General features: G+C 48.1%; 27 protein-coding genes. 9 read left to right on the forward strand and 18 right to left on the reverse strand.

The window, feature by feature from the left end:
- Nucleotides 1–355: 355 nt before the first annotated feature.
- From C7R92_RS15390 to C7R92_RS15420, 7 genes are all read right to left on the reverse strand, one after another.
- On the reverse strand, nucleotides 356–2,041 hold the full coding sequence (locus C7R92_RS15390; RefSeq protein WP_106834860.1) for a methyl-accepting chemotaxis protein: 1,686 nt from the start codon (nucleotides 2,039–2,041) through the stop codon (nucleotides 356–358).
- 140 nt (nucleotides 2,042–2,181) lie between these two features.
- Nucleotides 2,182–3,195 carry an NAD-dependent epimerase/dehydratase family protein gene (locus C7R92_RS15395; protein ID WP_106834861.1) on the reverse strand — a complete coding sequence of 338 codons (1,014 nt, stop codon included), beginning with the start codon at nucleotides 3,193–3,195 and terminating at the stop codon, nucleotides 2,182–2,184.
- Nucleotides 3,196–3,211: 16 nt separating this feature from the next.
- On the reverse strand, nucleotides 3,212–3,793 hold the full coding sequence (clpP, locus tag C7R92_RS15400; protein WP_017247222.1) for an ATP-dependent Clp endopeptidase proteolytic subunit ClpP: 582 nt from the start codon (nucleotides 3,791–3,793) through the stop codon (nucleotides 3,212–3,214).
- Between the two features lie 35 nt (nucleotides 3,794–3,828).
- Nucleotides 3,829–4,086 (reverse strand): hypothetical protein, encoded by a 258-nt coding sequence (locus C7R92_RS15405; RefSeq protein ID WP_069851996.1) that lies wholly within the window; start codon nucleotides 4,084–4,086, stop codon nucleotides 3,829–3,831.
- On the reverse strand, nucleotides 4,083–4,676 hold the full coding sequence (locus C7R92_RS15410) for a winged helix-turn-helix domain-containing protein (RefSeq protein ID WP_017247220.1): 594 nt from the start codon (nucleotides 4,674–4,676) through the stop codon (nucleotides 4,083–4,085). Before C7R92_RS15410 ends, C7R92_RS15405 begins: the two co-directional genes overlap by 4 nt.
- Nucleotides 4,677–5,101: 425 nt before the next feature.
- Nucleotides 5,102–5,257 (reverse strand): hypothetical protein, encoded by a 156-nt coding sequence (locus C7R92_RS32590; protein WP_158265756.1) that lies wholly within the window; start codon nucleotides 5,255–5,257, stop codon nucleotides 5,102–5,104.
- A gap of 127 nt (nucleotides 5,258–5,384) precedes the next feature.
- The gene (locus tag C7R92_RS15420) at nucleotides 5,385–6,143 is read right to left on the reverse strand and encodes an MBL fold metallo-hydrolase (protein ID WP_106834863.1); all 759 of its coding nucleotides are present in this window, start codon (nucleotides 6,141–6,143) and stop codon (nucleotides 5,385–5,387) included.
- A gap of 118 nt (nucleotides 6,144–6,261) precedes the next feature.
- On the opposite strand from C7R92_RS15420, the gene C7R92_RS15425 reads away from it, so the two are divergent.
- The 3 genes from C7R92_RS15425 to C7R92_RS33155 all read left to right on the forward strand — a co-directional run bounded on the left by C7R92_RS15425 (nucleotide 6,262) and on the right by C7R92_RS33155 (nucleotide 7,225).
- On the forward strand, nucleotides 6,262–6,675 hold the full coding sequence (locus tag C7R92_RS15425; RefSeq protein WP_069851992.1) for an Lrp/AsnC family transcriptional regulator: 414 nt from the start codon (nucleotides 6,262–6,264) through the stop codon (nucleotides 6,673–6,675).
- A 98-nt stretch (nucleotides 6,676–6,773) separates the two neighbouring features.
- Nucleotides 6,774–7,064 carry a hypothetical protein gene (locus C7R92_RS15430; protein WP_106834864.1) on the forward strand — a complete coding sequence of 97 codons (291 nt, stop codon included), beginning with the start codon at nucleotides 6,774–6,776 and terminating at the stop codon, nucleotides 7,062–7,064.
- 26 nt (nucleotides 7,065–7,090) lie between these two features.
- The gene (locus tag C7R92_RS33155) at nucleotides 7,091–7,225 is read left to right on the forward strand and encodes a hypothetical protein (RefSeq protein WP_017247216.1); all 135 of its coding nucleotides are present in this window, start codon (nucleotides 7,091–7,093) and stop codon (nucleotides 7,223–7,225) included.
- A gap of 50 nt (nucleotides 7,226–7,275) precedes the next feature.
- Here the strand turns inward: C7R92_RS33155 and C7R92_RS15435 are convergent, their stop codons facing one another.
- On the reverse strand, nucleotides 7,276–7,620 hold the full coding sequence (locus C7R92_RS15435) for a cupin domain-containing protein (RefSeq protein WP_007726152.1): 345 nt from the start codon (nucleotides 7,618–7,620) through the stop codon (nucleotides 7,276–7,278).
- Between the two features lie 230 nt (nucleotides 7,621–7,850).
- Between C7R92_RS15435 and C7R92_RS15440 the strand changes: the two genes are divergently transcribed.
- Together C7R92_RS15440 and C7R92_RS15445 are read left to right on the forward strand one after the other, a co-directional pair.
- A complete protein-coding gene (locus tag C7R92_RS15440; RefSeq protein WP_106834865.1) occupies nucleotides 7,851–9,014 on the forward strand; it encodes a cation:proton antiporter in 1,164 nt (387 codons plus the stop codon).
- A gap of 91 nt (nucleotides 9,015–9,105) precedes the next feature.
- Nucleotides 9,106–10,239, forward strand: coding sequence for a glycerate kinase (locus C7R92_RS15445; protein ID WP_106834866.1), 1,134 nt, complete (start codon nucleotides 9,106–9,108; stop codon nucleotides 10,237–10,239).
- 11 nt (nucleotides 10,240–10,250) lie between these two features.
- On the opposite strand, the gene C7R92_RS15450 is transcribed toward C7R92_RS15445, so the two are convergent.
- From C7R92_RS15450 to C7R92_RS15465, 4 genes are all read right to left on the reverse strand, one after another.
- A complete protein-coding gene (locus tag C7R92_RS15450; RefSeq protein ID WP_106834867.1) occupies nucleotides 10,251–11,726 on the reverse strand; it encodes a glycosyltransferase family 4 protein in 1,476 nt (491 codons plus the stop codon).
- A gap of 202 nt (nucleotides 11,727–11,928) precedes the next feature.
- A complete protein-coding gene (gene rpmG, locus C7R92_RS15455; RefSeq protein ID WP_007726139.1) occupies nucleotides 11,929–12,078 on the reverse strand; it encodes a 50S ribosomal protein L33 in 150 nt (49 codons plus the stop codon).
- 24 nt (nucleotides 12,079–12,102) lie between these two features.
- Nucleotides 12,103–13,317 (reverse strand): GTP-binding protein, encoded by a 1,215-nt coding sequence (locus C7R92_RS15460; RefSeq protein WP_106834868.1) that lies wholly within the window; start codon nucleotides 13,315–13,317, stop codon nucleotides 12,103–12,105.
- Nucleotides 13,318–13,566: 249 nt separating this feature from the next.
- On the reverse strand, nucleotides 13,567–14,523 hold the full coding sequence (locus tag C7R92_RS15465) for a hypothetical protein (RefSeq protein ID WP_106834869.1): 957 nt from the start codon (nucleotides 14,521–14,523) through the stop codon (nucleotides 13,567–13,569).
- A 255-nt stretch (nucleotides 14,524–14,778) separates the two neighbouring features.
- On the opposite strand from C7R92_RS15465, the gene C7R92_RS15470 reads away from it, so the two are divergent.
- The 3 genes from C7R92_RS15470 to C7R92_RS15480 are packed head-to-tail and all read left to right on the forward strand — an operon-like array spanning nucleotide 14,779 to nucleotide 18,269.
- Nucleotides 14,779–16,143, forward strand: a complete 1,365-nt coding sequence (locus C7R92_RS15470; RefSeq protein WP_106834912.1) for a VCBS repeat-containing protein — start codon at nucleotides 14,779–14,781, stop codon at nucleotides 16,141–16,143.
- Nucleotides 16,144–16,180: 37 nt separating this feature from the next.
- Nucleotides 16,181–16,888 (forward strand): response regulator transcription factor, encoded by a 708-nt coding sequence (locus tag C7R92_RS15475; RefSeq protein WP_017247206.1) that lies wholly within the window; start codon nucleotides 16,181–16,183, stop codon nucleotides 16,886–16,888.
- Nucleotides 16,875–18,269 carry an ATP-binding protein gene (locus C7R92_RS15480; protein ID WP_244195756.1) on the forward strand — a complete coding sequence of 465 codons (1,395 nt, stop codon included), beginning with the start codon at nucleotides 16,875–16,877 and terminating at the stop codon, nucleotides 18,267–18,269. Before C7R92_RS15475 ends, C7R92_RS15480 begins: the two co-directional genes overlap by 14 nt.
- A gap of 106 nt (nucleotides 18,270–18,375) precedes the next feature.
- On the opposite strand, the gene C7R92_RS15485 is transcribed toward C7R92_RS15480, so the two are convergent.
- A complete protein-coding gene (locus C7R92_RS15485) occupies nucleotides 18,376–19,008 on the reverse strand; it encodes a nitroreductase family protein (protein ID WP_017247204.1) in 633 nt (210 codons plus the stop codon).
- Nucleotides 19,009–19,135: 127 nt separating this feature from the next.
- On the opposite strand from C7R92_RS15485, the gene C7R92_RS15490 reads away from it, so the two are divergent.
- Nucleotides 19,136–19,891, forward strand: coding sequence for an SDR family NAD(P)-dependent oxidoreductase (locus tag C7R92_RS15490; RefSeq protein ID WP_106834871.1), 756 nt, complete (start codon nucleotides 19,136–19,138; stop codon nucleotides 19,889–19,891).
- Nucleotides 19,892–20,113: 222 nt separating this feature from the next.
- On the opposite strand, the gene C7R92_RS15495 is transcribed toward C7R92_RS15490, so the two are convergent.
- The 5 genes from C7R92_RS15495 to C7R92_RS15520 form a co-directional block, all read right to left on the reverse strand.
- Nucleotides 20,114–21,787: a b(o/a)3-type cytochrome-c oxidase subunit 1 gene (locus tag C7R92_RS15495; RefSeq protein ID WP_106834872.1), complete on the reverse strand. Its 1,674-nt coding sequence runs from the start codon at nucleotides 21,785–21,787 to the stop codon at nucleotides 20,114–20,116.
- Nucleotides 21,788–21,802: 15 nt separating this feature from the next.
- Entirely contained in the window at nucleotides 21,803–22,270 is a 468-nt protein-coding gene (locus C7R92_RS15500; protein WP_017247200.1) for a cytochrome c oxidase subunit II, read from the reverse strand.
- Nucleotides 22,271–22,293: 23 nt separating this feature from the next.
- Nucleotides 22,294–22,461, reverse strand: a complete 168-nt coding sequence (locus C7R92_RS15505) for a hypothetical protein (RefSeq protein ID WP_017247199.1) — start codon at nucleotides 22,459–22,461, stop codon at nucleotides 22,294–22,296.
- A 603-nt stretch (nucleotides 22,462–23,064) separates the two neighbouring features.
- Complete coding sequence (locus tag C7R92_RS15510) at nucleotides 23,065–23,457, reverse strand: peptidase M56 BlaR1 (RefSeq protein ID WP_106834873.1); 393 nt, start codon at nucleotides 23,455–23,457, stop codon at nucleotides 23,065–23,067.
- A 329-nt stretch (nucleotides 23,458–23,786) separates the two neighbouring features.
- Complete coding sequence (locus C7R92_RS15520) at nucleotides 23,787–24,194, reverse strand: hypothetical protein (RefSeq protein WP_106834875.1); 408 nt, start codon at nucleotides 24,192–24,194, stop codon at nucleotides 23,787–23,789.
- Nucleotides 24,195–24,211: the final 17 nt, after the last annotated feature.

Genomic DNA, 24,211 nt, shown 5'->3' on the forward strand with positions numbered 1-24,211 from the left:
ACGGTGCTTTCTATCTCTTGGACAGGGCAGTTCCTTTTTTAACAGTGGCAGTTGAACCCCACAGAAGGAGTTTATCACAACAGGAACGTATGTTCTACAAAAATATTGAGAAATTTAACTAAAAAAGCAACAAAGCACTTACCTCTCGGGACAGATTTATCCCCCACTTTCGCCAAGCTAGGCAAGGCTTAGCAGTGGGCGTATTCTCGGCTGTTATGATTCACCATATGCGATTCTATACGCCTGTTGACAAAGCAGGATCGAGAGCAGGAATCGTGTGGAAATTAGCGTAAACGAAAAAACACCCCTCAGAATCTTTCTGTCGATTCTAAGCGGTGTTTCTTGTGGCGAAGCTTTATACCTTGAAATGGCCAATCAGTTTTTCCAAATCATCTGCAAGACTCGCCAACGATGCAGCCGAGGCGTGAATTTCCTCCATCGAGGCAAGCTGTTCTTCTGTAGCAGACGAGACTTCCAGCGAGTGAGAGACAGCCGATTGCGCTACAGTGGCAATCATTTGCATCGATTGTCCGACCTTGCCTGTACGTTCCGTAAGAGTATGTGCGGCAGTCGATACTTCTTGAATTTCATTCGTTACGCCCACAACCGCATCGCGAATATGTGAGAACGCTTCTCCGGCCCTTGCGACGCCCCCCATACCCTCTGACACTTCTTGAGAACCTTTTTCCATCGTGAGGACCGCTTCGTTCGTCTCCATTTGGATCGACGCTACCAGCTGGGAAATTTCTTGCGCCGATGCAGATGCTTGCTCCGCCAGCTTTCGCACTTCATCCGCGACGACCGCAAAGCCTCTGCCATGCTCGCCCGCCCTCGCCGCTTCGATCGCAGCATTCAATGCCAAGAGATTCGTCTGACCTGAAATCTGCGTAATGACTTCGACGATTTGGCCGATTTGTTCGGAGCGTTTTCCTAAACCACCTACCAGTGCAGTCAAATGCTCCATAGTTTCTCCGATCCCGTCCATCTGGGATACCGACTGCTGGATGGTTCGATCCCCATCTGTCGCCAGCTCTGAGGTACTTGCAGCCGCAGCAGACACGCTTTGCGCACGTGCTGCAATTTTTTCAATTCCTGCTGAAATTTCTTCGACCTCCTGCTGACTCTCCTCTACGTTTTGGGATTGCCTGTCCGTTCCTTCCGTCATTTCCTGGATCGTGATGGCGATCTGTTCCGTAGCTTGGCTCGTTTGCTTCGAGCTCGCTGTCAGTTGTTCAGCTGCGGCTGCAACCTGCTGGGCATGCTCGCGAACCTGAGAAATCAGCTCTCGTAAATTGGCGAGCATCCGGTTGAATGAGCCTGCCAACTGTCCAATCTCGTCTTTTGAAAAGACGGTCAACTCTTGCGTCAAATCTCCTTTTCCGTCAGCGATATCATGGAGCTGTTTGTTCACCCGATGCAGCGGTGCCACAATCGAGCGAATCAGAAGACCCCCAACCACAATCGCAACGAGAATTCCCACTACATTAAAAAACAACTGAATCATGGCTGAAATTCCTTCGTTCTCCGCCAGCTCCTGTTGATCTACCTTGATTTCATTACGCACCTCTTCAACCAATCCACTCACAACCGAATCCATTTCTTTTCTCGCTTGCCGTTCCTGACCAAAATGGTGCGAGATAGCCTCTTCACGTAGTCCATTATCCAGTGACTCTACCGCTTTATCGCTCGATTCCAAATAGGACTTGTATAACCTCTCTGCTTCTTCCATTTTTTCACGATGATGAGAAGACTCAAGGGAACTGCTCATTTTGGCAAACAGGCTGTCCACCTTTGCTGCCTTTTCCTTCAATTCCATTCGAAATTCTTCATCGCTCGTTAACAAATAGGCTCGCTCGTCATTATTTCGACCCGTCATGATAAACTGCATTTCTCGCAGGTCGGTCAATAATTTTTCCTCTTCGATAATTTTTGTGTAGGATGCCTTCATTGCTGACATTTGCACGTACATATACGTACCTGAACCGAACATGACTGCCAATATGATACCAAAAGCCAGGATGATTTTTGTTCTGATTTTCACAAGGTGTGCCTCCCGTCATCTGCTACTCTTGTTCATACCCAGCTCCTCCTTGCTTCAAACACTTTGATGTGCAAACAAAAAACCGCCAGATACCATCCTGACGGTTCAAACAGACTATGCACGAAACTCCGTGCTACATACTAGACACCGAGCTTCGCGAGCAGTTTATCCTCTGTGAAATAGTTGTTTCCTTGTAACATGCTTTCAGGAGGATGATCAATCTCCCATGCAATCGTACGTCGCATAGACTCCTCTGCGGTGGCTTGTTCTGTATACCCCAGCTCACGCCTGATTTTTGCTGTGTCCAACTGAACATGCTGCTTCGTTTCGAGCTGCGGGACCCACTCATTTGGCAACTCAGCAGAAGGCGCTGTAATCACTTTGCCATTCCAACCGTAAACACTGCCGATTCGTTCAATCCACTCTCGCATCGACAAGCATTGCTCTTCTGCTACATGGTAAATCTGATTTTTTGCTCGATCGTCGGTAGCCACCAGACAAATGGCATGCGCGATGTCTTCTACGTAGCTGCGTGCCCAACGCCAAGAAGCAAAGCTTTCTTCGAGCAAAATAAACGGACGTCCATCACGCATCTGCTGAAGGTACGGGTAGACGCGATGCTGGTAATCATGCGGGCCATACACCATCGGCAGGCGCAAAATCGTGCCCGGTAGACTCTGTTGCCCCATCACGACTCCCTCCACGAGCACCTTGTCATAGTATTCGCGATCTGGTCTGGCCCCGCGGAACGGATAGCGCTTCTCGCAAAGTGGAGACTGCTCCGTAAGCGGCTCGGTCGTAATCGGACCAGACTCGATCTTGTTCACCCGTCCGAACGCCTGATACACGTCACAGCTGCTGATCGCTACGACACGACCTGCTATATCCTGAAACGTTTCTATCAGCAGGCGGGCATCTGCTTCTGTGTACGGAAACAGATCAATAACGACATCAGGTGCAAAGGAGCGAAAAGTCTCCCGATATTCACTCAGGCTGGCACGATCTCCCGTAATAGAGACGACACCTTGTGGTAGAGAGGCTGCGCCGAGGGAAAGCCCCCTATTACATACAGCAACCTCATGACCTGCTTCTGCCAAGCGCTTCACTGCATGTGGACCGATAAAACGCGTTCCCCCCAAAAATAGGATCTTCACCTCGGCACCCCCAGCTCTACAATTTTTCGATCACTTTATCAATCAAGCCGTATTCGAGCGCTTCTGCGGCGGTAAGGAAATAGTCGCGGTCTGCATCCTTTTCGATTTGCTCGACTGTCTTTCCCGTACGCTCCGCGATGATCGTATACAGCATGTTGCGATGTCGCATAATACGGTCTGCTGCGATCTTGATATCGCTCGCCTGTCCTTGACTGCCTCCCCACGGCTGGTGGAGCATGACTTCTGCATTAGGCAGCGCATACCGTTTGCCCGGCGCTCCTGCTACGAGAAGCATCGCGCCCATAGACGCTGCCATCCCCGTGCAGATCGTGGACACCTCAGGTGCTACGAATTTCATGGTATCGATAATCGCCATCCCTGCTGTGACAGAGCCTCCTGGCGAATTGATATAAAGGTGAATGTCTTTTTTCGGGTCTTCTGCTGCCAGGAACAGCAGCTGAGCTACCACTGCATTGGCTACCTGATCATCGATGGCACTGCCGAGAAAAATGATGCGATCCTTTAACAACCGGGAGTAAATGTCATAAGACCTCTCTCCATAACTCGTTTGCTCGACTACTACCGGAATGAGATTCATGAAAAACCCTCCTTCGCTTGTTTACGCTTGAGTTTTTACGCGGCCATACGCATGCTGGTTGCTTGTGGCATTGCCACTGATTTTTTGTTAAATCCAGATGAAACCTGCGTCACCACTGCGGGATTACTCGCCGGACCTACTGACCATGTCTGAACAGCTGCTTCTCTTTCGACCGCAACCCCATTTCCGCTTCGGGCTGGCATGACAATAACCTGATCAGCTTGTGGCTGGATACGATTTTCCCAAATGACTACGGGTTTGGACTTGTTAGACTCTGTCACTTGTGCCTTCATGCCTCGTCTCCTCCTTGTTTTGGATAAACCGCGAGAACGACCTGATACGTCTCTTGTCCCTTTTCTTTTGGCTGATACTTTGCCACAAGCTGATTCACCAGTTGGACGTACTCCTCTACAAAAGCACTGCGCTGTTCCGCACTGGCAAGCTGAATACTCGCGTTCAGTGAGGCACTCGGAACCTCCACCTCTTGATCGGAACGCTCCAGCAAGAGCATGGCATCCCGCTTGATCCGTTCTGCTGTCTGGACCAGATGAGACAACGATCCTTGATCCTTCATTTGCTGAATGGTATCGTTGCCCCAGTTCAGTCCTTCCGAGAGCACATACGTCCGCGCAATCGCCAAATAAAGCACCTCGACGAGATTGCGCACTTGTCGACTTCCTACCCGTCTGACCAATCCGACCTTTTCCAAGGCCTTCAAGTGATAATTGACACGCTGCGGGATTTCATTGATACCACGTGCGACTTCTGCTGCTGAAGCAGGCTCTGCCAAACGGCTTAATATCTCGGCACGGAGCGGGTTCAATAAGGCCATCGCCTGTTCCGGCTTCTCGACTACATATGTTTCCAGTTGTTCGTGCGCCACAACAACACCTCATGACATTAATCATTTACGTAAAAATAGTTTATTACGTTCGTTTTTGTTTGTCAAATGATGGATAAGCCTTTTTTTCGACAACGTCAAAAGCCCCGCTATGACCTGCGGAACTTTGTTTTTCATTTCTATTCAGTTCGCGCAGAGAGATAAGTGTAGTTAAAGGGATAAACATGAAGAAAAAATAGAAATGGATCGCCTAGAAAGCGACCCACGACTGAATGACTTATGCTGTTGCTATGAAGTGATGATTTCAACAGGCCCATGATCGTCACAATGATCACCATGAACATGATGCAATCTCCCATTCACAAGATAATCCTTGTGGTCACCATGAGGTACTAACTCGTGACCACAATCAGGTCCATGATCACAGCCACAAGTCATTGGCTTACATTCGCTTGGATTGGTGGAGCTCACAGGAATCTTGCATTCATCCCAGTGACCAGCATGTTCATGGTGAAGATGACCATTGTGAACGTAATCAATATGATCGTCATGTCGGATTTTTGTATGTCCGCAAGCAGGGCTGTGTTGATGGGGATGGTCGTGATGGGTATTATGTTCCACATTAAAAACCTCCTTTAATCAAATCAAGTATGCCCTCAGCTTCGACACAGTATCCTTCAGCCGGGACAATTTTACCTAATTAGTTATTGTGTATCTAGTAGCGGGACTATGCATTTGTTTACATAATGCTCAATGAAAAGAGATGATTTCGCCATCCTGCGGAACATGTACGCGTTCGGACAGCTGTTTTTCCTGCAAACATTCATTCAATTCCCGGCGGCTGAGCAAGCAATGGTTCCACGTCTCCATGTGGGCAACGAGGATTCGGCTGTCGGGCACGGCAATTGCGACATGAACGATATCCTCCTTCGTCATCGTGATCGGGCCTCCGGTCAAAAACTGCGCTGCACCTGCGAAAACGACGATCGCATCTGGACGATACGCTGTAACAGCCTGCTCCACTTCCTCACACCAAATCGTATCACCTGCCACATACAGCGTCGGCTCACCAGCCCGCTTCCATACAAAGCCAGATACTGGCCCCATCTGTTGTCCGATTTCCCCTGTTCCGTGTTGACCACCAGTCCGGTGCAGGTGAACCCCTTGCCATGTATACTCCTCTTCGATGGCAATAACTTGTTCAAAGCCATGCTGCACCAGCTTATCCAGATCCGGTGGCTGGCAAAATACAGGTAAATGCTTCGGGAGAAGGCGTATGGCCGCTTCATCGAGATGATCGAAATGGGTATGCGTCACCAAGAGGGCGTCCACGCCAGCAAGTATTTCCTCCACGGATAGGGGCAATTCTACTCCTGGATTCGGGCGCTGATTCGGCGTATTTGGTACTGCTGGCATTTCGCCTTTAGAGCTAAACATTGGATCGATCAAAAATGTCAGCCCTGCATATTCCACGCGTAAGGTAGCATGTCTTACAAGCTGAATCTCCATGTCATTTCTTCCTTTCCTCGTAATCGATATAATGGATGTACGTTTATTGTATAAGGCCATGAACGGTTGCCGCGAAACGATTGCTGGCTACCGACTTTCGCCGTGAAAGGAGATACACATGCTCGATCAAACCGATCTCTCCATCCTTGCCTTGCTACGCAAAAACAGCCGATTGCAGTGGAAGGACATCGGCGAACAGGTACATCTAAGTGGTCAAGCCGTCGGCAACCGCATTAGACGAATGGAGGAGCAGGGCATTATTCAAGGCTATACAACGCTCATTGATGAAGCCAAAATCGCCCCAGTCCTCACTGCTTTGGTCACCATGTTCATGACCACTACCGATCATTCACTCTTCACTCGTTTTATCAAAAGCCGCAGCGAGATCGTCGAAGCCCATCGCATTAGCGGAGAAGGCTGCTATACCATGATGGTACATGTGCCAGATCAAGAGGCCCTCAATCATTTTTTAGATGCCCTGCTTCCTTTTGGCAACTACCGTGTCAACCTATCGATTAACAAATTGAAATAGTTGGCAGTTTGGCAATGTATCCGCTCTCATGAATTTTCGGGGTTGCTCGATATTGTGAACAAGAGTAGAATGATGAATACGAAAGGAGGAGAATCGCCATGGAAGATATGCTATTGCTGCTGTTTTCGCTGGAAGAATTCTTCGCCTTGGTCGCGCTTTTTGTAGGATGCTTCACTTCTGCTTTTTGTCTCAGACAGTGTTACCTGCAAAACCGGACTCTTCATCAGAACGTCACGGATACGTACCGACCTTCCATTAACAAGTTGTTGGTTGAGACTTATCCAATGGCGGCAAGGCAACCGCAGCGCCATCGCTTATTCAGGCGCATACAGCATACAGACGGCGAAATGGATACATATGGTTCCTTCGTTTTGGATCGCGTAGCGTAACAAACATCCAAAAGGAGGTTGATCATATGATCGCCAAATATATCGGAGAAGTTTTGTTGTTTGTTGTGGGTCTGCCTATTTTCGCTTATCAAACATTCGAAGGAATGCACGCATTGGCAGATATCTTCGCACAAATGTCCGATTTCACCAATTTCAAATAAGCTTGACGCATATAAAAGCCTGACCGCTTCTTTTGACGGTCAGGCTTTCTTTAATCTGCCTGGATGCGGTCTCCTCTTGTTGTCGGCTGCGAGATCACAAGAAACTCTACATCCTCTGCTCCCTCGTTTTTCATCTGGTGTTTGACTCCCGGTGGGACTTCTACGCCTTCCTGCCTGCCCAACACATGACGCACGCCATCCACTTCCAGCATAGCTTGTCCTGACAGTACGAAGAAAAACTGACGCGACCGCTCGTGATAATGGCGCACTTCTGCGGTATTTCCGGGCATCCGCTCATGAATGACGCTGAGCTCTTGGCCTTTAACCAGATGCCAGCCATCGCATTGATCGCCCCAATGATAATGCTCTGCATTCTCTTTGCTGATTTTCGCCATGCCTGCTCCTCCTCCGTTTTTTTGCTCTATCTTCACACGCTGAGGAGCATTTGTCACCAAGTGTTTACTTTTTCGGCCCAGTATGTTAAAATATATGTGTATTGTAAGTGAATATTTGATTCGTTACTGGAGGAGCCTGTCATCATAGGGTTCTTTTTGTCTTTTTTAGCCGACAAAAAGAAAGCTGTGATCGCGGGCTCTTTTTTATTTCGAAAAAAGGGGGAAACCACATGCTTATTTTTCAGCTGGCTGTCATTTTGATCGCCTCCAAAATCGCTGGTGACATCAGCGTGCGGCTGGGACAGCCATCCGTTTTGGGGAAACTGCTCATCGGTATCGTTTTAGGTCCTACGGTTCTCGGGCTGGTCACAGACACAGAAATCCTCAAGGAAATTAGCCAAATCGGGGTTATCCTGCTCATGTTTATCGCGGGCTTAGAGACTGATATTGATGAGTTCAAACGCACCGCCAAGTCTTCAACCAGCGTGGGTATCGCAGGAATTGTCATGCCGCTCGCACTCGGCTATGGTGCCGGGATTGCGATTGGTCTCTCCAACATCGAAGCGATCTTCCTGGGCCTGTTGCTCGCTGCTACTAGTGTGAGTATTTCCGTACAAACGTTGAAGGAATTGGGCAAGCTAAAATCAAGAGAAGGCGCTACGATCATGGGAGCCGCTGTTATTGATGACGTTTTGGTCATCTTGGCACTCGCTTTCTTGATGAGCTTTGCTGGCGGCGACGTCAATCTCGGCATGGTGGTTTTGAAAAAGGTCGCTTTTTTTGCCATCGTCATCGTTCTCTCTTGGAAGGTTGTCCCATGGATTTTGAAAAAGTTCGCACCGTTGCAGGTCACAGAATCAGTCATTTCCGCAGCGCTTATCATCTGTTTCCTGTTCGCATATTTTGCTGAATATACAGGGGTTGCTGCCATCATCGGTTCCTACATCGCCGGGGTTGCGATCAGCTTGACCAATTACAAGCAAGAAGTGACGCACAAGGTCGAGACCATCAGCTACGCGGTTTTCGTGCCAGTATTCTTCACCTCGATCGGGGTAACAGCACAGTTCTCTGGCATCTTGGACAATCTCGGACTGATTGTGCTCCTGAGCGTCATCGCGATTATTTCCAAGCTCGTCGGTGGGGCTTTTGGTGCAAAAATCACAGGTTTCCCGTGGAAAAACTCGATGGCCATTGGTGCGGCCATGGTATCGCGTGGGGAAGTCGCCCTCATTATCGCTGCCATCGGCTTGGAAAACAATTTGCTTACACAAGACATGTTTGCGGTCCTGATTGTCGTCGTACTCTTAACAACCATCGTCACTCCACCGATGATGAAATGGTTCTTCTCGAAAACGGCACAGCCAGAAGAAATAGCATTGAAAAAGAATGCCTAACACAACCAAGACTGTTTCTCGCCTAGACGCGGGGGACAGTCTTTTTTATGATGGAAAAAATACCCTCTTTACTGATAGGAGGAACACTGGCATGAAAATTGTAATCGCTCCGGACTCCTTTAAAGGTAGCCTGACTGCCAAACAAGTAGGCGAAGCCATTCGCTCAGGGATTCGACGCGTACTCCCGCAAAGTGAACTCCTCGTGAAACCGATGGCTGACGGCGGCGAAGGTACCATGCAATGCCTGGTCGATGCCACAGACGGAAGAATACTGACCGCCACCGTAAACAACCCGCTCGGACAGGACATTTCTGCTGAATTCGGCATTTTGGGTGACGGTGTAACCTGTGTGATCGAAATGGCTGCTGCCTCTGGTCTTTACTTAATTTCTGCCGCAGATTGCAACCCGCTTGTCACGACGACCTATGGCTTTGGTCAATTGATTACGGCCGGACTGGATCAAGGCTGCCGCAAGTTCATCCTGGGACTGGGTGGCAGCTCTACCAATGACGGAGGCGCTGGCATGCTCCAAGCTCTCGGATTTTTGCTACTCGATCAAGACGATCAGCCCCTCTCTTTTGGAGGTGGTGAATTATCACGACTGAGCCGAATTGATACGAGTCAGGTTGATAAGCGGCTGGCTGACTGTCAGTTCGTCATTGCGTGTGATGTCACCAATCCTTTTGTTGGACCCAATGGCGCTTCTCACGTTTTCGGCCCGCAAAAAGGAGCCACAACGGAAATGGTCCTGCAATTAGATGATCATTTGCGCCATTTCGCTGACTTGATCGAAGAGACCCGCGGCATCGCCATTCACGATTTACCTGGGACAGGTGCTGCGGGTGGTGTCGCTGGTGCCCTTCTTGCTTTTCTGAATGGCCAGCTGCGTTCTGGGATTGAGATTGTGATCGAGACGACCGGACTCGCGGAAGCCATGGACAAAGCCACTCTGGTGATCACTGGTGAGGGACAAGTCGACTTCCAGACGGCCCAAGGAAAGACGCCATGTGGAGTTGCCCAAGTCGCAAAACGATACGGCATTCCCGTCATCGTCCTCGCTGGCTCCATTGGAACTGGCATCGACGCCCTTTATGAAGAAGGCGTTTCTGCCGTTGTCAGCATCACCAACAAACCGATGACGCTGGATCAATCAATGCGCGAAGCAGCCTCGCTCTTGGAGCAGACAGCCGAACAGGTCATGCGGATTTATAGCTTGAAATCCTGAGCGGCATTGTGTTAACCGTATAGGAGTGCATCGACAAGCCTTTGATAGCCGATATCGGAAAAGAAATCGAAAGTGGCTTCGGCGGAATCACTCCCATCAAACTCCTCATCATTTTCGGTACACAGATCGGCAAAATTTTGGAAAACTCCGGTACTGGTGATGCTTTGGTTGTCATCATCAAAGCAACTCCAATCGTGGACGATGCTAAATGGTTGCAGGATGGTATCACAGTATTGATTGCTTTTCTCGTCATGATCTCCACCCTTGTCAGGCTCCGCTTGCCTTCGCTCGGGCTGAACGCCATGCTCGGTACCAAGGCATTCGCGTAAATTTTGACGTTCATGGCAATCGACAGCGGTGCACTGGTCTTTTGGAAGCTCATCCTTTTGTAAAGCTTTTTCAGATTCATAAATGTGATTGAGTCTATCTGCTGTTGCACGCCAACTAAATTTATCCAAGGCAATTTGACGAGCTTCTTGCTTCATTTTCAAATACAGTGGCTTATTCATGATCAGCGAACAGATCGCATCGGCGAAGGCTTGCGGATTTTTATATTGGTTGATCAACAATCCAGAACGGCCATGCTGAATCACTTCTTTTATGCCCCCGTTTTTCGAGGCAACGACTGGCAATCCGGAAGACATCGCTTCGACGTTAACAAGGCCGAACGATTCATGCTTTTGCGAAGGACAAATGAACAAATCGGCCTTTCTAAAAACACGGTGGATATGACAATGGGGAATCGTACCTAGAAATTCGGCATGTACCCCAATTTTACGAGAGAGCGACTGCAATTGCCTTGCATATTTGCTTGTTGGTGTTCCTCCTGCAATCATTACTTTGACAGGTTGGGCTACCTGTTTATTCACGAGCTTAACTGCTTGAAGCAATATGGGAACGCCTTTGCGCGGAATCAGCCTGCCTGCGAACAATAAGGTGAAGGCACCGGAATGAGAGGTTTTTTGAATAGGGGAAAAGCGAGATGTATCCACGCCAAGCCATGCAACCCGGATTTTTCTCGACATACTAGGAAAACGAGCAGAAAGCCGACTTTCAAGCGAAGAGCTGTTGGTAATAATCAAGTCTGCTTTTCGTAATCCGGCCAGGGTCTCTGCTCGACTAGTATGGGGAAAGTTGACAAAAGTCAGTGAGTGAAGATACAAGGACACAGTCGCATTCGGAAACATCGATTTAATCTGCCTGACGAACTCCGGACGGTTATCAATTTGTAAAACGTCAAATCGGCGTTTTTTCAGGATTTTTTTCACATGGGTCAAATATTTCGCAGGACTGCCGGTAGGAACGCGATATATGTGCACCCCATCAATAACAGAATACTTCGGATAACGAGGATGCGCTCTGCTGATGATCGAGACCGAGTGCCACTTACTCAATTCTTTGGCGATCGCCAGAATCGTAATTTCGACGGACCCCCCAAGAATGGGGGGGACGGGAATTTGCTCGGGGGCGATGATCACGATTTTCATACCGAACCCTCTCCTGTTTAAGAGCTAGGACTTGCAGCATACTCATCAAGTTCCTGCAAAAAAGGACCGATTCTCCTCACTCAAGCAAGTGCCCATCCCATCCGGGAAGAATTCTTCATTCGATAGACACACGTACATTTTATGTTTTGGTGATAAGAAGGTGTTGGGCAGGGTGCCTATGGTCTTCAGACATTTTTTAGAATCACTTTGTTTCCCTATGAAGGGTATAGCGTTTTAGACGCGGGGAGTATTTTTTCAGTTCTAATCGCTCGGGATGATTCCGCTTGTTTTTGGATGTGATATAGTTGCGGTCTCCGGTTTCAGTGCATTGCAGGGTAACGTTCACGCGCATGGATGTCAGCCTCCTCTGTTTTGGTTACAATGTCGTCTCGATTACAGCATCTGCTGTTGGGAGTGGATCGGGCAGCTTACTCCAGTCCGCCTCGTATTCCTCATCGTTCAAGAGGCATGCATCGAGCTGCTTCACGATTTGCTCCTGGTTCAGATCGATCCCGATAAAGACGAGTTCAATAGTTCGATCCCCATGTACGGGATGCCATGTTTGCTGCCAGTCTGGCTCTTCTACCAGAATGGCTTTTTGCTCTTCCGCCGATAACGCTGCTGTCCAATAGCCAGCCGTTCCGATTTCAATGGATGGTCCCGCCTGGCTGAGTGACATCGCCACGTCATTCCGTGTCGCCAACCAGAAAAAGCCTTTGGCACGCACGACCTCCTCAGGCCACTCCTCCAACCACTTTTCTAAACGGGCTGGATGAAACGGCCTGCGACTGCGATAAACGAAGGAGGAAATTCCGTACTCGTCCGTCTCAGGTGTATGCTCTTCCTTTTGCAGCTCAGCAATCCATCCCGCTGATTGACTGGCAGCCTCGAAGTCGAACAGGTTGGTATTCAAAATTTCTTGCGGGTCTACCTGCCCACGAACAGCGCGGATGAAGCGAGCATTTGGCTGTAGCTTGCGCAGAACGGCTTCCAGCTGTATTAAATCGTCTGGAGCGACACGATCGCATTTGTTCAGGATCAACACATCACAGAATTCAATCTGGTCGATTAAAAGATCGGCCACCTCACGGGTATCCTCTTCGCCAACTGCCTGCCCTCTGTCCAAAAGGTTTTCGCCGGACGAAAAGTCATGCCAGAAGCGGTATGCATCCACTACGGTCACCATCGTGTCCAAGCGGCACAGCGACGATAAATTGATGCCATTTTCTTCGTCTACGTATGTGAAAGTCTGAGCGACAGGAACCGGCTCGCCTACTCCCGTCGATTCAATCAATATGTAGTCATACCGTCCTTCCAAAGCCAGACGCTCTACCTCTGTCAGCAAATCCTCTCGCAAGGTGCAGCAAATGCAGCCATTCGAGAGCTCCACGACCTTTTCGTCCACGCGTGAAAGACCACTGCCCGAGAGGATCAGAGAGGCGTCTACGTTTACTTCGCTCAAGTCGTTAACGATCACGGCGACTCGTAGCCCGTCCCGATTGTTCAGGACATGGTTCAGTAGCGTCGTTTTTCCCGCTCCCAAGTACCCGCTTAGGACTGTGACGGGGATTTTCGTTTCTTTCATGTTCATGCTGGGTTCTCCTTTTTGTTTTACTTAAAGCGTAATCATTACGATTTGTTTGTTATCATAACGCATCGAAATACCCGAAGTCAATATAAAACGTAATAATTACGATTTAATTACCGGAGAATAACCTTTATTTCTCCTTTCGGAATGACTTTTCACGAATAATCCTGCAAGATGGCTAATGCCTGCAAATTTGTATTAAAAAAAATCAGCCAGATTTCACTCTGACTGATTTCCTCCACACCTACTCCATTATTGTTTTTTCGCCTTATTCATCCCAATCGCTTCCCCATAAACCCCAATAACTGGCTGGTACGCCTCACGATCATTTAATTTCCCCTGCTCGACGACTGGCTGCAGGCTATTTTTTTTCCATGTAAGTTGACTGTATACATGACCTGTCGCAGTCGGCATCGTGACGAGGATGTCTTTTACCTGATCGGCATTGCCATCCGTGATGGCGAGCTTCGGAAGAACACCGCTGTCTCGTTTTCCTACAGAGATAAACGTCTGGTGATTATCCTTTCCTCCGCGAACCACGACACGCAGGTTATGGGCCGTCTGATTCATCGATACGCCCATCTTATCGCCTACAAGCAAAATGTGATCCTTAATATTGTCTCCGGTCACATCTGCATACTTCGAATCAAGGACAAAGGTACTATCGTTGCCCAAATTGAAGCCGCTATTGATCGTCACATCTGGCGACGGCATATTGTCCCAGTCTGCTTTTTGAACCGTTACCTGTAAAAGCTGCGGCTGTTTATTGACGATGTTCCACACACTGGTCGCCACTGCCAAGCGATCCTCCGTATTCAGCCCCCACAAGGTTTGCTTGCCTATATAACGCAGGTTGCCTTTCGTATCCCGGAATGGCACCAACTCCACCAGCTTTTGCGTATATCCATCGGTTGCCTTTTGCAGCTTTCCATTGGCATGATAAATCCCTTGCCTCACGTACGTAGCCTTATTGTCCGATATATCTACTGTACTCGTCGCTTTCGTTTTTGCATTCGTTACTTTTGCCACAAATCCATCGATAAATTGTATGCTGAACGGGATATTTTGCTCTGGTTGCAATAAAACTACTGGCGCGTACGCTTGCGATTGGGTGCCACTCGCTTGAACCAGGTCAGCCCCAACGCCCGAAGCCATGAGAACCGCACCGCTGCAAAGAACTGCCGCCATCGTTTTGTGCCATGCTTTCATCCTATTCTCCTCCTTCGTATAGATAACATCCAACTCCGATCCTACATTTTTAAACGAAATTGTTAGGTCAATTGTTGCTAGTAATATACTCCCTGTTCTTTCGCACTTTTTTCCTGTATAAGGAAGGTCAGAGCACGTTCACTCGTTCATGAAAAAGCTCGAAAACGGGTTTTTTTACCGTTTTGCAACAATTTTGCTGGATGGGCAAGCTACAATATAGTCAAATGGATGCAGCAACAGAAAGGAACATTTGAAATGAAAAAGGCTTGGCTCGTAACGACAGCACTCTGCGCCTCGCTTGTTAGCGGTTGCGGACTCACAGATACACCCAATGAATTGATGCGCGCCCCATCAGCAGACGGCGATCAAAAATCGATCAATCAGGCCGTCATGCAATTTTTGCCGGCTGGGTCACAATTATCTGTTCCTCTACATCCCGCAGAAGCCAGTGCCGTCTCCCTACAGGATCTAAACGGAGATGGGATTGCGGAGGTAGTCGCTTTTTACAAAACAGAAAAAACCGACTACGAAATCGGTGTGCTTGTGCTTACCCAAAAGCAAGGAAACTGGGAAAAGCTCTCCTCCTTTACTGGTGTCGGCAGCGAATTGGATTACGTCTCCTTTCAAGATCTCACAGGTGACAAAGTTCCGGATATGCTGATTGGAATGGGTGGCGGCGAAGATTTGAACAAGGAACTCTCCGTTTATTCGCTAGCGAATAATATGACTCAGGAATTGATGAAGCAGCCCTATTCCATTATGGCAGTAGGTGATTTGACAGGAGATGATCACGCGGATCTCGCTCTCGTTGTTCTTGATAAAAATAACTTCACATCCAAAGCCGAGCTGTATGGGGCGGCGAGCGGCACAATCGCTAAAAAGACTGAGTTAGCCCTAGACGGATATGTAAATGGTTACTATCAGGCTATCATCGGAAAAGCTTCGCCAACCCGAAACGGACTATTTATTGATGCTGGATTAGGTGCTCACTCTGCTTCTACTGAACTACTCCTCTGGGACAATGGACAACTCTCCAACCCTTTGGCAAAAATAGAAGGAGAGATGGATCTGACCTTCAAGCCATATTCTTTGGAAAGTGAAGATATCAACGGTGATGGCATCATCGAGATCGGCACGAAAATACAACCTGCTGGGACAGAGGATTTGGCCATGGCAGAGATCCCTTGGGTCTCCTCCTACTTCCAATGGGACGGGAAAACGGGCTTGAAACACATCGAGGATCATTATCAAAATTACACACAAGGGTTTGACCTCAAGATTCCGGAAAAATGGGGCGAAAAATACACCATCTCCATCAACCATGATACGAATCCGTTTCTCGTCCGATTCCTTTATTACGGAGCGAATGGAAAAAATAAGGCAGAATTACTAACGCTGCAAAGCATCCCCCAAAACGAATGGATGAAATTTGAAAACGGATTGAAGCAAAAACAAGTTCCCTACATTTTGCTGAAGGAAGAGGGAAAACAAGTCTTAATCGCCATTTTACCGCAAACGACACCTACCCTTGGGAAGGCTGCTCTCGCGGAATATCGATCGATGCAGCTTACCGCAGAGGAAGTTCGTCAGCTCTACAAACCGATAACGAGCCGGGAATAAAGTGAAATAGTAAATCCTTATCAAGGAGATTTGCCCTATGAAGGTTCTATTACTGGAAGACGAGAAATCCATCCGAGATTTTGTGCGCATTAATCTCAAACGCGAGGGCTATGAGGTAATCGAGGCTGGCACCGGAGAAGAGGCACTTGATCTCGCAGATCAACAATCGGACATCGTCATTGCAATTCTCGACGTCATGCTCCCCGGCATTGATGGCTTCGAAGTATGCGGGCAGCTGCGCAAAAAATATCCGCGTCTCGGGATCATTATGCTGACAGCTAAAAGCCAGGAGCTGGACAAAGTCATGGGTCTCGAATTCGGAGCAGACGATTACGTCTCCAAGCCATTTAGCCCTGCGGAACTGCTAGCCCGTGTCAAAGCGTTGCACCGCAGATTGACACCCATTCCTGAGGCTGAGGACAAAAATGAAATTAACATTGCCCCCTTCACGCTGTTGCTCGATGAACGCAAGCTGATTCGGGTGGAACAAGAAATTGACCTCACGCCAAAAGAATTTGCCATCATTAAACTACTCGCTGAAAATGCGAACAAAGCCATCAGTCGCGACGAGATTTTGACAGCAGTTTGGGGTCAATTTTTTGTCGGGGACTTAAAAATCGTGGATGTGAATATCCGCAGAATCCGGCAAAAAATTGAGGACGATCCGGCTCATCCAGCTTTCTTGGAGACAGTCTGGGGGTATGGCTACCTGTGGCGAAAGGACGTCCCCGATGAAAGGCATTAAGAGTAGGCTGGTTCTTCATTTCGGCCTGATCCTCCTTTTAATCGTACTGCTCTTGGAAGGACTGTTTTACTGGGCCGTTCATACGTATTACATCGGGACTGCGACCGAAGCATTAGTGACCCGCAGCACGACCTTCACCAATTTTATTAACAAGTACGCCACTGGCTATCGGTTAAAAGACAAAGCACGCTACATTTTGGAAAATGTTTCGAATCAGGAATACGCCAAAATTGAGGTCTTGGACCCAGGAGGAAAAGTCATTCTCAACTCCTACGGCTTTCAGACCAGCGAGATCATCAATACCCCTGACGTCATGGATGCCATCAAGGGACAAAGTGGTCTCTACATCGGGAAAAGTCCACAGTCGCGGGAGCGTGTCATCGCGGTGTCCAATCCACTAACGTACAGCGGAGAATTTGTAGGCGTTCTGCGATACACGATCTCCGCTGAACCGCTCTATCAAGCAGTCAATCGCATTGCCTTGTACGGGGCAGGCGTTGGGACAAGCGTAGTCGTCCTCGCTTTTGCGCTCAGCCTACTCATGGCAAAACGAATCGTCGACCCTATCGAAGATTTAACGAGTGCGGCTAAACAAATGGCGGAAGGAAATTTCGCTGTCCGCGCGCCAAAACGATTCGATGATGAGGTAGGAACCCTCGCGGACACTTTCAATTACATGGCAGCGGAGATCGGGAAAAACGAAAAGCTGAAAAATGACTTCATCTCCTCTGTCTCCCATGAGTTGCGTACCCCACTTACGTCGATTAAAGGATGGGGCGAAACGCTCATTTCGGGCGGTCTGGAAGAGCCTGAAGAGACGATGCTCGGTCTGGAAGTCATCTCCAAGGAGACAGATCGTTTGATCGGGCTCGTCGAGGAATTGCTCGATTTCTCGAAGTTTCAATCCGGTGAGATGAATTTGTCCCGCGAACGCATGGATGTCCGAGAGCTTCTCAATGATTTGCATCTTCAATTTTCAGTACGTGCCAATGCGAAACAAATCGAGTTGAAGCTAGAGACTCCCCCTACCCCACTCATGGTTTTGGGAGACCCGAATCGGCTGAAGCAAGTTTTTGTGAATCTATTGGACAACGCGTTGAAATTCACGCCACAAAATGGCTCGATCGTCATCGCAGCTTCCTTGTCAGGCGATAGGCTCCTTGTCACCGTCACGGATACTGGTGAAGGCATTAACCAGGAAGACCTGCCGCATGTCACAGAAAAGTTTTTCAAGGGACGCTCCAAGCTCTCCGGTAGTGGTCTGGGATTGGCGATCTGCAAAGAGATCATTCACCTCCATGCCGGGCGGTTTTCGGTCAGCAGCGCCCTTGGTCAAGGAACATCGATTATGGTGGATTTACCGTTGTTGGCGAATCAATAAGGCAGGAAGAGCGAATAGCTCTCCTGGAGAAGATATGACAAAAAAACTCATCCTTGCCGCATTGAATATGAGGCGTGGATGAGTTTTTTGCTGTTGGAACACGATATTAGAAGCTGTTTTGAATGACCAGTTCGTCCAGGCCAAAACGGGAAGTTGAATAAGCTTGCACGCTTGCTTTCCCCAAAGTCAGCATGAGTGTTGGCAAATAGCGGGATGGGATGTTCAGCTCTTTAATGAGCGCATCGCGGTTGTAGCCACCCATTGGGCACGTGTCGTACCCTTTTGCTTTTGCCGCCAGCATGAGCTGCATCGCTGCATAGGACGAATTGCGGATTGCTTCATCACGCGCGATTTCTGGGTTGTTATTGTAAGCCCCTTCGATTTGCGCGATCATAGTCTCACGCACTTGCTCTGTAACGTATCCTTTTGCCAATGCTTCATCATAAACAGGGCGAGCAGACTTATAAGCCTCCAGATCGCCGAGAATGATGATGGTAGCATAAGCATCCACTACCTGCTGCTGATTGTATGCAATTGGGAGCAGTTTTTCTTTGATAGCCGGATCAGTCACGACAAGAAAACGCCAATGCTGCAAATTCCAGGACGATGGCGCACTTGCTGCAAGACGCAGGATTTCGTTCAGCTCGCCTTGTGGAATTTTTTCATTCGGATCGTATTTACGCACGCTGTGACGGGCTTCCATTACCTGTTCAGCGGTAATTTTCAGTTCTGTATTCATGGTTGAATCTCCTCCATACTGTATAGTATGCTGTTAAAAAGATACTACTTACTTTATTATTGTTACGAACATTTTGCAATTACTTTTTTCATTTCGCTTCATACTCTATTGTTTGGAGGCACTCTCGATGAAATACACGGATAACATTGTCATCGTCACTGGCGGTGGCCAAGGCATTGGACGGGCTGTTGCCACCATGTATGCTGTCGAAGGTGCACATGTCGTCATCGCCGAATACAATCGCGCAGCGGGAGAAGAAGCGGCCTCGCTAATCAACACGACAGAAGCAGTGAAAGGCACAGCCCACTTCGAGCACATTGACGTCAGCGTGCCAGCGCAGATCGAACAATTGATGAGAACCGTCGATGAACGCTGGGGACGCCTCGATGTTTTGATCAACAACGCGGGCTTGTCCGTATGGGAATCCCCCTATGAACTGACCGTCGAAGCGTGGGACCATATCTTGAACACGAATTTGCGGAGTGTCTTTCTCGCATCGAGAGAAGCAGCCAAAATCATGCGTCGCCATGGTGGAGGCGCTATCCTTAATCTTTGTTCGACGCGGGCGCACATGTCCGAGCCACATTCAGAGGCATACGCGGCTTCCAAAGGAGGCATATTATCCTTAACCCATGCGCTTGGCGTCTCACTCGGCCCCGATGGAATTCGTGTCAATGCGATCTCTCCCGGCTGGATTGAACACCACGATTATGCCGCTCTTCGACCCGGGGATCATGCCCAGCATCCGGCAGGTCGCGTAGGTACACCCGATGATATTGCCCGTGCGTGCCTATTTTTGACGCAAAAGGACAACGATTTCATTACGGGTACTGAGCTGATTGTAGATGGCGGAATGACCCGCAAGATGATATATGAGCCATAAGCTAAACCAATGTCCTCCCTCTTGAATATATTGTGCTAACAAGAGATAAAGGAGGAGTTGTATGCCATTTGAAGAGGAAGACCTCAGAATTCTCGCCCTATGGCTTTTGGCAATCGGGTATCTGATTCTTGCCTTTACCGAATTGGCAGCGCTAGAGCTTTTTTAAAAAGAAGGGCCGCTCGCTTCCAAACGGAATGAGCGGCTTTTTTCGTACGTATCGTCTTACCAAGTCACAAAAGGCGGCGAGCCTGGTGCCTGGTGCTGAATTTGTTCCAAAATCGGATAACCGTAGGCGAGAATAATCAGGAAGGCAACGAGTCCGATCCAAACTGGCCAGCGTTCCAAAATTTTTGGAACTTCTTGCGTTGTTTCTGTCTCGGCAATCGGATATTCCGTATTTCCCTTTGGTGCGTAGAAAGTCAGATACAGCAAGATGGCGATCAAGAGAATCGCGGATACGAACAGCAGTCCGCCACCAAACGCCATCACGCGCTGATAATCCATCCAGCCCAAAGCTAACGGGTGGTCCATATACGTCGTGTAATCTGTGCGGCGCGGAGCCCCTTGCAAGCCCATTGCGTGCATGGCGAGCGACATCAGGAACATTCCTACTGCCCAGAATACCGTTTGTACCATTCCCATGCGATTCGCAGTCTTGGTTAACTGACGTCCAGTCAATGCAGGTATCAGCCAAAAGCTGACGCCGAAGAAGGTGAGCGCCACCGCAGCTCCTACGGTGATGTGGAAGTGACCCGTAACCCAAATCGTATTGTGTACGACCGCGTTAATCTGGTTACTTGCGTTAATAATTCCCCCAGCTCCGCCAGGAATGAAGAACAGCATCCCAACAAATGGGGCGAAGAAGCGTACATCTGTCCACGGCAGTTTTTTCAACCATCCGAAAAGACCAACACCACCTTTTTTACGTCCGGTCGTTTCAAAAACCGCAAACATCGAAAAGGCTGTCATCAACGACGGGATAACGACGATCAGCGTTAATGTCACGTGTATCATTTTCCATGCTGGCGAAATTCCTGGCTCCATCAATTGATGGTGGAACCCAACTGGGATGGAGAACAAGAGCAAGCAGAGAAAGGCAAGTCGACTGAGCGAATCACTGAAGACATGACCGCCAATGATTCTTGGTAAGCATACATACCACGCCATATAAGCAGGCAATAGCCAAAAATAAACGAGTGGATGACCGAAAAACCAGAACAGCGTACGGCTGAGCATGACGTTAATCGTTGGGACCAGCCCGAGTGACCACGGGATAAGTTGGAACAGAACCTCAACCGCTACAGGAATTGTCGCTGTAATCCACAAGACATAGGTAGTCACACCCATGAAGACGAACAACGGGGACATTTTCCCTTTATTTTCACGTTTCCATTTACGATAGCTGGCAAAAACCCCGAATCCCGCTAGCCAGCTACCTACTACGAGCAAGGCAGAACCAATGTAAAAGTACGGAGATGCTTTCAGTGGTGCGTAGAACGTATAAAGGACAGAGGCTTCATTCAGCAGAATGGTAACAACAGCCATCAATGTCCCTACCGTCATGAGAATCCAGCCGGCCCATCCAAATTTTAGAGCGGCTCCGTGCAAGGAACCACCTGTCGTGCGGGCGACTCCTGAGAAAATAAATCCGACGATGAAGTACGTGGTAAATATAAGTGCCATCAATACGCCGTGGGCGGTCAAAATTTGATAGTAATTTGTCCAGCTCGGCAGTTCCATGATTCCACCGCGAACCATGCCCTGTACCATCCCTGCCACAGCTGCCAATCCGAATGCAATATAAGCTACCCACACATAGGCCAAACTAAGTGTTGCCGCAGAACGCTGAACCGGAACATGGGGGAGTGTATCGTCGATCTTCCGTGCGATTACCATAGGATTCACCTACCTTTATTTCACAATAATCGTGGTCGCCATTACCTGATGACCTGCGCCACAGTATTCGTTACAAAGGATCAAATACTCACCTGGCTCGTCAAACGTGTGTGTCGCCGAGCTGATGTGTCCAGGCAGAACCATGAAGTTAATGTTGGTCTCTGGAATCTGGAATCCGTGAATAACGTCTGGACTCGTGACGTGGAAATTCACCGTTGCGCCAACAGGTATTTCCATCTTGTTCGGAGCGAAGCCGAACGCAAATGCTGTCATGTAAGCGTCGTATTCGTTGTCTCCTACCTGTTTCAAGCCTGGTTTATCAAAAGGAGGTGTCTCCGTAACCTTCTCCGGATCAATCATTTCCATATTACTTGGCGGAGCCATCCCCATGGCAAACGCATTGACGCACAACAATACAATAAATAAGGCCAAACCACCTGCGCCAAGCATCAACCAGATTTTTTCATATCGATGCAAATGCATAAGTACCCTCCTTTACTTCCTAATTACGCCCTATCCAGGAAAAGCCCGAATACACCCAACCAACCGACAAGAATAATACCTCCGACGATCAGAACCGCGACAAACGTTCCCTTCAAGTCTTCCTGGTTCGTTTGCAGCTTGCTGGATTTAGATTTCTTGCCTTTCTCCGCCTTGTCAACTTGCGTCTCCATCGCGCTCTTCTCCTTTCCTACGTGCCTCATGGGCGCGGTGTAGTATTCACGCCTTCATTTTACCGCTGGAACCCCTTGGAAGTAATTCGGGGAAATCCCCTAAAATGTTCTGGGAAACCCCTGATTTCGACCGTTTTATGACCGTTTTTGGTCACAGGTTCGACACAAAAAAAGACGACCCCTTATTGGGATCGTCTTTAGACTTATTGTAGCCTCGACAAAAATCATGACCGCTCTTGAGCTAGCAGGCCTGAGCGGTCATCCCCGTTTTAAATTCTACTGAGTCGATCCCCCGTCTACTGTACGATAGACCAGAGCGCTGGAACACTCTGGTCTATTTATTTTGCCATCGTTACTTAGCTTTTTCATAGCATATGGTTTTTATGTTGACATGGAAGACTTGAATAACAAAAAGAGCCATGAAGATACTGCTCTTTTTTGCTTGTAATGGGAATATACCGCAAAAGAGAAGGTCTTCACTTTGCTACTCATCCCTCCCCTCTTATGTATTTGGAAACAGAAAAACAGAAGGGGATAGGACGAAATTAACCATCTTACCCCTTCTGCGTCATACTAAAACAAGCTTAATTGGAAGCACTTCTCTTATTCTTTGTCCTCAATTGCCTCATGATTGGAGATCAATTCAAATTCTCCAATTTGAGTTTCTCCGTTCACATCATAAAGGGGGATAATTTGAACATCGCCCTTATCGTGATTCTGTTCAAGCGCTTCTTGAATTGTCTTGACTACTGGGGTTAAATCCTCTGCTCGTACGTATCCTTCTTCCCCATTTGTGCCGACAGCAGAAATCAAATCTGGGAATTCGCCTACTGACTCTTCAGACAATCCAGAACCGTAGGTTTCACCGTTGTCGTTTACATCGTATTCATCCAGTGATAGCAATTCCTCTATACTTGGTGAAGTTTCAGTTTCTTTTGCAAAAGAAGACCCTATTAGTTCTTGTTTGGGAGATTTATATCCAGTCACTTTGGGCATAGTATCTTCCAGGAGTTATTATACGTGGGGAATACCCAGTCCAACCTGCAACTTCGGAGTCATTATACTCCATGCTACTTGCTGTTTTCAAAGTTCCATTATCATCATACAAGAATGCTTGTCCACCCATATAACCGATTGGTACACTCCGAGCGGTATCAATATAGACAACGGCTTCCACTGAATCGTCACCTCCACGCGTCCCAGTACGCTCCCATACCTCAGATGTAAACGAATAGCTAATTCCTTTTACCGTTATCTTATACGGATCTGCTTTTTCACTTTTCGCTCTCCTCACCATATTGTGTTGGATTATATGTTGTGCTACATTAATCCCTTCTCGAAGAATACAGCCTAAATTCTCCAATGACAGTTTTGCCATCTGATTTATATAAAGGTATTGATTTGTAGCCGAGTTCTTCCATCGATTTCTGGTAAGCATAGGCTTCTTCGGGCGTAGAAACATTTGAATTCAAATCAGTGGCTTTTACATATCCATTGACACCATTTTCGCCAGTTGCACTAATTAAATCTGGTACTTGTGTTGTGCCCGCAGGGTAAGGTCCTTGTCCATAAGTTTGTCCCTGCTCATTTATTGGATAGTTAGGAATGCTTGGATTAGAAGCACCCTTGTAATTCATCGTAGAAAACAATGCTCCGCTCTGATTTATTACAAGCACAGCTACGAAACCTAATACGGCCAATGAAACTCCAATAAATACCTTTTTTTCATTCAATGACCACTTACCCTTCT

Source organism: Brevibacillus porteri, from assembly GCF_003013475.1.
Taxonomy (GTDB): domain Bacteria; phylum Bacillota; class Bacilli; order Brevibacillales; family Brevibacillaceae; genus Brevibacillus; species Brevibacillus porteri.